Origin of the sequence: Paraburkholderia dipogonis (assembly GCF_046027395.1) — a bacterium.
GTDB classification, from domain to species: domain Bacteria; phylum Pseudomonadota; class Gammaproteobacteria; order Burkholderiales; family Burkholderiaceae; genus Paraburkholderia; species Paraburkholderia dipogonis_A.
Genome location: NZ_JAQQEG010000003.1, coordinates 341,262 through 347,951, shown reverse-complemented (window position 1 = coordinate 347,951; position 6,690 = coordinate 341,262). Strand labels below are relative to the sequence as shown.

The window sequence follows — 6,690 nt, the reverse complement described above, 5'->3', positions numbered from 1 at the left end:
GTACTTCGGGTACTTCGGGTACTTCGGGTACTTCGGGTACTTCGGGTACTTCGGGTACTTCGGGTACTTCCGGCACTTCGGGCACTTCGGGCACTTCGGGTACCTCCTCCACCCCCATCGGCAACATCGTCACCCACGCCAGTAATCTCATCACCGCCGTCGGCACGACAGCCGCCGATACCGGCACGAAGATCACCGGCACCTCGATTCCCGGCGTCAGCGGCGCTACGACCTCGAACCTCGGCACCGCGATCACTGGCCTGGGCAAGGGCGTGAAGGTACTGGGCAACGGCACCGCCGCCGGCCTCGGCACCGTTGGCAGCACGGCCAATCCCCTCGGCCCGACGCTGACCTCGACCTCCGGCCTCGTCTCCAATACCGGCGCCGCCGTAACCGCAGTCGGCGGCGTGGTGTCGAGTCTCGGCAATGGGCCGCTGAAGCCGCTCTCCCCGGTGACGTCGACACTCGGCAGTGCCGTCGGCGGTGTCGGGAGTGGTGTGACTGCTGTCGGCTCGGGATTGAACACCGCGCTCTTGAGCGCGCCGGTCCAGCAGGTCGAGACGCAACTCAGCTCGGCAATCAACCCGATCACCCTCGCCGTCTCCAACACGACACAGACGATCGGCAACGCAACGGGTCTAGGTACGCCGCTCAACAACCTGCTCGGCACGCTCGGCAACGGACTCAACTCGGCCGGTATCAAGGTGTCGGGCGCCACCGGCGATCAGGTCGGCAAGGACGGCGGCGGAGTCGTGAGCCAATTGGGCAAAACCGTCACGAACACGGGCGGACTGTTCACCGGCGCGACGACCAATCCGCTCGCGCCGCTCACGGGCTTGCTCGGGCCACTCGGCGGGCTCGGCGGCACGAGTGGCTCGGGCGGCGGCGTCTCCATCCCGCCGTTGACCGGACTGATTGGCAACCTTGGATCATTGGGCGGCGCTGCGGGTGGCACCGGCGCCTCGGGCGGCGCCGCCGGTCTGCTCGCGCCCGTCACCGGGCTTCTCGGCAAGGTCGGTTCACTGGGCGGGACGTCCGGCACGAGCGGCCCACTCACACCGATCGTCAGCCTGGTCGGCCCGTTGACGGTCAGCGTGACCGGCGGTGTCAGCGCCAGCGCCAACGCCTCTCAAGGCGGCACGGCAGCCAATCCGGTGACGGGTCTCATCAGCGGTTTGACCGGTGGCTCGGCAAGCGGCACAGGCAGCAGCGGTTCGTCCAGCAAGAACCCACTCGCGCCGGTGACGAACCTGGTCGGCGGACTGCTCGGCGGCGTTGCAACGGCCGGCAAATAAGCGTTACGCAAGCACGGCGGCCGGGCGTCAAAAAAAGCCAACAGCCCGGCCGCCTTCAATGTCATGACAACGAGGGATGACATGAACTCCACTATCGATGCCGTCGCGCGCGTACACGACCCGCGCCCCCGCTCGGCGACTCCGTTTTCGATCGGTCTGCTCGGTATCGCCGCCGGCCTGATCACACTCTGGCTGCTGCGCAACAGCAGCGTGCTCGATGGCGCGGCACGCAGCACCGTCGCCTGTCTCGCGATCATCGCGACCATCGCCGCCTACGAGCTCTTCGTCGCGCGCGTCTATCTGCGCCCGAGCGCTGGTCTGGCGAGCCGCGCGGTGAGGCCGCTGAACATCGTGCGCGTCGCGTTGCGCCTCGCGGCGTTAGCCTCGGTGTACGCGGGCATCGGCGCGCTTTACTGGCTGTTGCCCGAATATCACGGCGTCTTCTACAACCCGTTCTGGTCGCTGATCGGTACGCTCGCGCCGTATGTGCTCTTCGCGGCGCCGTTCTATTTTGCGTGGATGGACAGACATCAGCGCGAAATCGACGACGCATATCTCCTATGGGCACGCCTGCTGTTTCGCGGCGAGCGTCCCACGAACTGGCGTCCCGTGCGGGAAATGCTGGCCGGTTGGATGGTGAAGGCGTTCTTCCTCCCGCTGATGATCGTCTACCTGTCCACCAATGCGGACCACCTGAACGCCTCGTTGACGACCGCGCTGAACACGCCGTTCTCTCTCGCGACATTCCGGTTCATGTACGACCTGGCCTTCGCGATGGACCTGATGTTCGGCACCGTGGGTTACCTGTGCACGTTGCGCATTCTCGACAGCCATGTGCGCAGCGCTGAGCCCACCATGCTGGGCTGGCTCGTTGCACTGATCTGTTATCAGCCGTTCTGGTCGCTGATCTCGAACCAGTACATCCATTACGAAGGCTCGGTGTTCTGGGACAACTGGCTTATTTCGATGCCCGTTGTCCGCGTGGCGTGGGGCGTGGTCATCGTTGCTTTGCTGCTTTGCTATGCGCTCGCCACCATCTCGTTTGGCTTGCGGTTTTCGAATTTGACCAATCGCGGCATCATCACTTCAGGACCTTATCGGTTCACCAGGCATCCCGCTTATATCGCGAAGAATCTGTCTTACTGGATGGTGACGGTACCGTTTGTCGAGCCGCTGGGATGGCGGATCGCTGTGACGCATTGTGCTGCACTGCTCGCGGTGAATCTGCTTTATTTGCTGCGGGCCAAGACTGAAGAAAGGCATTTGATGAACGATCCGGCGTACAGGGAGTACGCGGAGTGGATTGCGAGGAATGGCGTGATTGCGAAGCTCTCGCGGATGTTTGATTGAGCGGTGAGTTCGGTCGATCGCGACAACACGACCGGCAGGATACCGATGACAAACCAGCAAATCATGCAGCGCAACAAACGCACCTCACACGGAACAAACCGCGCGACGACCCGGCTTGCGTCGGGTTATCCTTGCGTCGACGAGCGTCGGAAACCTTGACCGACGAATTGTGAGTTTGTAGGATGTTGACCGCCGCTTTCGGACAAACACCGCCTGACAGACTCAGTCCACCCGCGACATAAGAACCGAGGCGGCGACTAAATGGCGAGGTCATCGGGGTTATGGCATGACAATGGATGAAGACATCGCGCACGTGGCGCGTGTGATGGTGCCGTCGCTGAGCGCATTTCGCGGTGAGCCAGTGCTGCAGCCGGCATATTGGCGAAGACGTCTGCATCGCATACAGAACGAATTCCGGTTGACCGAAACCCAAGCCTCGCAGATCCAGCATTTGCTTAGGGATCTGGATAAGTTTGAGGCGAAAAATGGTGCGAAGAAAAAGCCCATCGGTACGCAGATTCGTGCGCCTTGGATACCGCGGTAATGAAGTGCGTGTGCTAACGGGCACACCTGGCGCCTTGCTCACCTAACGATGCAGAATTGATCCGTTGCCGATCGCCCAGAAGACGAGCGTAGCCTCCGGCACTTTGTTGCTCGCGAGAACAACACGATAGTTCGACGTTTCCATCACGCCGGTTCAGGCTTTAATCCGTCTGGGACCGCTCTGCCGCAATCCGCGGAAACGACACGCTGATGTGCACGCCTTTGCCGCCCTCGCCCGGCTTCAGCGTGATCACGCCGTGATGGGCGTCGGCAATTTCACGCACGATAGCGAGGCCCAATCCCGTGCCTTCCGTATCCGCCGACGCCCGGAAGAACGGCTCGAACACCCGATTGCGCGACTCGGCCGGAATGCCGGGACCATCGTCCAGCACGCTCACGGTGACGGTATCGGTATCGGCGCTCACGCCCACGGTGACATGCCCGCCACGGCACGTATAGCGGATCGCATTCTCCGCGAGGTTGGCGATCAACGCCTGAAGCAGACCGCGATGCCCTGCAACCGGAGCGACGCCGTGCAGTTCGGCTCCTAAATCGATGCCTCTGGCCTGGGCGAGTAGCGCAAGGTCCTCGACGACTTCCATTGCGAGCGACACCAGGTCCACCGTTTCCACTGCCAACTGCGTGTTGTCGGCGGCCTCGGCTTGCGCGAGCAGAAGCAGCTTGTTCGTGAGGCCCACCATCGAACGGTTACTGCGATGCATGGCGGCGAGCGCCTCGTCGAGCGCGGGATTCAAGCCGTCCTGTTGACGCGCGAACTGCAACTGCGTGCCGAGCAATGTCAGCGGCGTGCGCAACTGATGCGCGGCGTCGGCGATAAAGCGGCGTTGCGCAGCCACCTGCACGCCGAGCCGCGCGATGCACTGATTGATCGCTTCCACGATCGGCCGCAACTCGGTATGCAGACGCTCGACACGAATCGGCTCGAGTTGCATCGGATCGCGGTCCGTCACATCCTCTTTCACTTTCATCAGCGGACGCAACTCGAAAGTCAGGCCGATGCATACCAGCGCGACCGCCAACACGATCATCTCGATCTGCCTCACGAGTTGCGGTTGCCACAATTGCTGAGCCATGGCGTCGCGCGAACGCACGGTTTTGCCGACCGTCACACGCACGCGGCGCGTCGCGCCGTTGTCGTACATGAGACGCACGAGGCCGACCGCGCGCACAGTGTGGCCTTGCAGATGGGTGTCGTAGTGATCCGGTGTATCCGGTGCTTGCGCCGGACGGGACGGGAAATCAGGTGTGCCGGCGAGCAGGCGTCCGTCGTCGACACTCACGCTGTAGAACACCTGATCGCGATAAGGCGACACGAATACTTCGAGCGCGGCGGGCGGCACATCCACACGCAGAAAGCCATCCACCCATTCCACTTCGCCCGCGATCATGCGCGCCGACGAGATCAACTGATTGTCCTGCACCAGATCCGCCGTGCGCCGCGCGTTGTCGTATTCGGCCTTGCCGGTCACGAACACGTACAGCGCGAGTGGCACCAGCAGCCACCACAACAGGCGCATACGCAGACTATTGGTCATCTTCTTTCTTGCGCAGCAGATAGCCGAGCCCGCGCAGCGTGACGATCGCCGCCGAACTGCCGTCGAGTTTCTTGCGCAGACGCGAGATGTAGATTTCGACGGCGTCTTCGCTCGGCTCGTCGGCGAGGGTGAAGATCGCGTCGACCAGCGCCGGCTTCGTCACGGTTTTGCCCAGACGCAGGATCAGCGTTTCGAGCACCGAGCGCTCGCGCGGCGTGACGTTCAGCGGCGCACCCTTCAGCGTGAACTGGCGCGTATCGATGTCGAATGCGAGATCGCCGCACACCACTTCGCTTGCCTTCGAGGGTGACTGCCTACGGATCGCCACCTTGATCCGCGCGATCAACTCCCGCACTTCGAACGGCTTGACCAGGTAATCGTCCGCGCCGGCTCCGAGCAGTTCCACCTTTTCGTCGATCGAGCCGCTCGCCGTCAGAATCAGCACCGGCGTCGCGTCGCCACGCTGACGCAGACGCCGCAGCACGTTCTTGCCCGACAGCTTGGGCAGATTCAGGTCGAGCAGGATCACGTCGTAGTGATTGGTGCGCAGCAGCTGGTCGGCAGCGTCGCCATCCTGCACAGCATCGAGCGCGAACGCCTCCTGCTCCAGCATCTTAGCGAGCCAGTGCGCCAGCGTGGGGTTGTCTTCGATGAGCAGCAGCTTCATGGCGGGGACGGCAAAAGTCAGGCCGTCGATTGTGCCGTAAAACAAGGGGTTTGCGCGCGTCCTATTTGGTTGGTGGCATACGTTGGGGTGTTTGAGGCGCAGTTTCGGGTTAACACCCATGATTTGCTCACACGCCCGAAAGCTGGCAGAAGGTTTCCAATTTCTATAATCGCCGTCATTCACCCAGAAAGCGCCGCGCGCAACACCCAGCGGCGACCAAACCTAAGGAGACTGCTTCATGCGTACCTTGCGCCAGATTGCCGCTGTGTCAGGTGTTGCGTTCACCCTTGCCGCCGCTTCGGCGGCCGCTCACGCGGAAAAGCTCACGATCATGGTCGGCGGCGCCACCAAGATCATCTATCTGCCCGCCAAGCTCACGGAGCAACTCGGCTACTTCAAGGACGAAGGCCTCGATGTCGAAATCCTCTCGCAACCGGCCGGCGTCGACGCGGAAAACGAACTGCTGGCGGGCGCGGTGCAAGGCGTGGTCGGCTTTTACGACCACACCATCGACCTGCAGAGCAAGGGCAAGGAAATCCAGGCGCTGGTGATCTTCGGCCAGGTGCCGGGTGAAGTGGAAATGGTCTCCACCAAGGCCGCGGACAGCTTCAAGAGCATGGCCGACTCGAAGGGCAAGACGCTCGGTGTGACCGGGCTCGGTTCGTCGACCAGCTTCCTCACGCAATACCTCGCGCAACGTGCGGGTGTGCCGTCCACGCAATACACGCTGCTCCCGGTGGGCGCGGACAACAGCTTTATCGCGGCCATCAAGCAGAGCCGTATCGACGCGGGCATGACGACTGAGCCGACCGTCTCGCAGTTGCTAAAGACCGGCGACGCCAAGGTGCTGGTCGACATGCGCACGCTCGAAGGCACGCGCGCCGCGCTCGGCGGCACCTATCCGGCGTCGAGCTTCTACGTGCAGCGCGCGTGGGCGGAGTCGCACAAGGACGACGCCGCGAAGCTCTCGCACGCTTTCGCGAAGACGCTGAACTTCATCGCGACGCATAGCGCCGAAGAGATCGCCGCGAAGATGCCGAAGGACTACTACGGCAACAACAAAGACCTGTATGTCGGCGCGCTGAAGGCGTCGCTGCCGATGTTCACGAAGGACGGCAAGATGCCCGCCGACGGCCCGGACACCGTGCTGAAAGTGCTGTCGGCGTTCAATCCTTCGGTGAAGGGTAAGCATATCGACCTCGCCAAGACCTACACCAACGACTACGTGTCGGCAGCGGTCAAAACCGCGGCGAAGTAACGCCCTTTCAACATCACGAGA

The 6,690-nt window shown here is 62.5% G+C and carries 6 protein-coding genes; 4 read left to right on the top strand and 2 right to left on the bottom strand.

Annotation, left to right across the window (positions count from 1 at the left end):
• The 3 genes from PQR32_RS05610 to PQR32_RS05600 form a co-directional block, all read left to right on the top strand.
• On the top strand, positions 1-1,295 hold a 1,295-nt coding region (locus PQR32_RS05610), incomplete at its 5' end, for a collagen-like triple helix repeat-containing protein (RefSeq protein ID WP_408223042.1).
• An 81-nt stretch (positions 1,296-1,376) separates the two neighbouring features.
• Positions 1,377-2,645: an isoprenylcysteine carboxylmethyltransferase family protein gene (locus PQR32_RS05605; RefSeq protein WP_408223040.1), complete on the top strand. Its 1,269-nt coding sequence runs from the start codon at positions 1,377-1,379 to the stop codon at positions 2,643-2,645.
• Positions 2,646-2,937: 292 nt separating this feature from the next.
• Positions 2,938-3,189, top strand: a complete 252-nt coding sequence (locus tag PQR32_RS05600; RefSeq protein ID WP_408223038.1) for a hypothetical protein — start codon at positions 2,938-2,940, stop codon at positions 3,187-3,189.
• Between the two features lie 160 nt (positions 3,190-3,349).
• Here the strand turns inward: PQR32_RS05600 and PQR32_RS05595 are convergent, their stop codons facing one another.
• Together PQR32_RS05595 and PQR32_RS05590 are read right to left on the bottom strand one after the other, a co-directional pair.
• Entirely contained in the window at positions 3,350-4,744 is a 1,395-nt protein-coding gene (locus tag PQR32_RS05595) for a sensor histidine kinase (RefSeq protein ID WP_408223036.1), read from the bottom strand.
• On the bottom strand, positions 4,734-5,411 hold the full coding sequence (locus PQR32_RS05590) for a response regulator (protein WP_011492737.1): 678 nt from the start codon (positions 5,409-5,411) through the stop codon (positions 4,734-4,736). The genes PQR32_RS05595 and PQR32_RS05590 overlap by 11 nt, the downstream gene beginning before the upstream one ends.
• Before the next feature lie 238 nt (positions 5,412-5,649).
• Here PQR32_RS05590 and PQR32_RS05585 point away from each other — a divergent pair, with 238 nt between their 5' ends.
• Positions 5,650-6,669, top strand: coding sequence for an ABC transporter substrate-binding protein (locus tag PQR32_RS05585; protein ID WP_408223034.1), 1,020 nt, complete (start codon positions 5,650-5,652; stop codon positions 6,667-6,669).
• The last annotated feature ends 21 nt before the right edge of the window (positions 6,670-6,690 follow it).

What these genes read in the sequence shown, in the direction of transcription:
- PQR32_RS05600 (WP_408223038.1), top strand. Translation starts at nt 2,938, where the DNA reads ATGGATGAAGACATCGCGCACGTGGCGCGTGTGATGGTGCCGTCGCTG.
- PQR32_RS05595 (WP_408223036.1), bottom strand. Translation starts at nt 4,744, where the DNA reads ATGACCAATAGTCTGCGTATGCGCCTGTTGTGGTGGCTGCTGGTGCCA.
- PQR32_RS05590 (WP_011492737.1), bottom strand. Translation starts at nt 5,411, where the DNA reads ATGAAGCTGCTGCTCATCGAAGACAACCCCACGCTGGCGCACTGGCTC.
- PQR32_RS05605 (WP_408223040.1), top strand. Translation starts at nt 1,377, where the DNA reads ATGAACTCCACTATCGATGCCGTCGCGCGCGTACACGACCCGCGCCCC.
- PQR32_RS05585 (WP_408223034.1), top strand. Translation starts at nt 5,650, where the DNA reads ATGCGTACCTTGCGCCAGATTGCCGCTGTGTCAGGTGTTGCGTTCACC.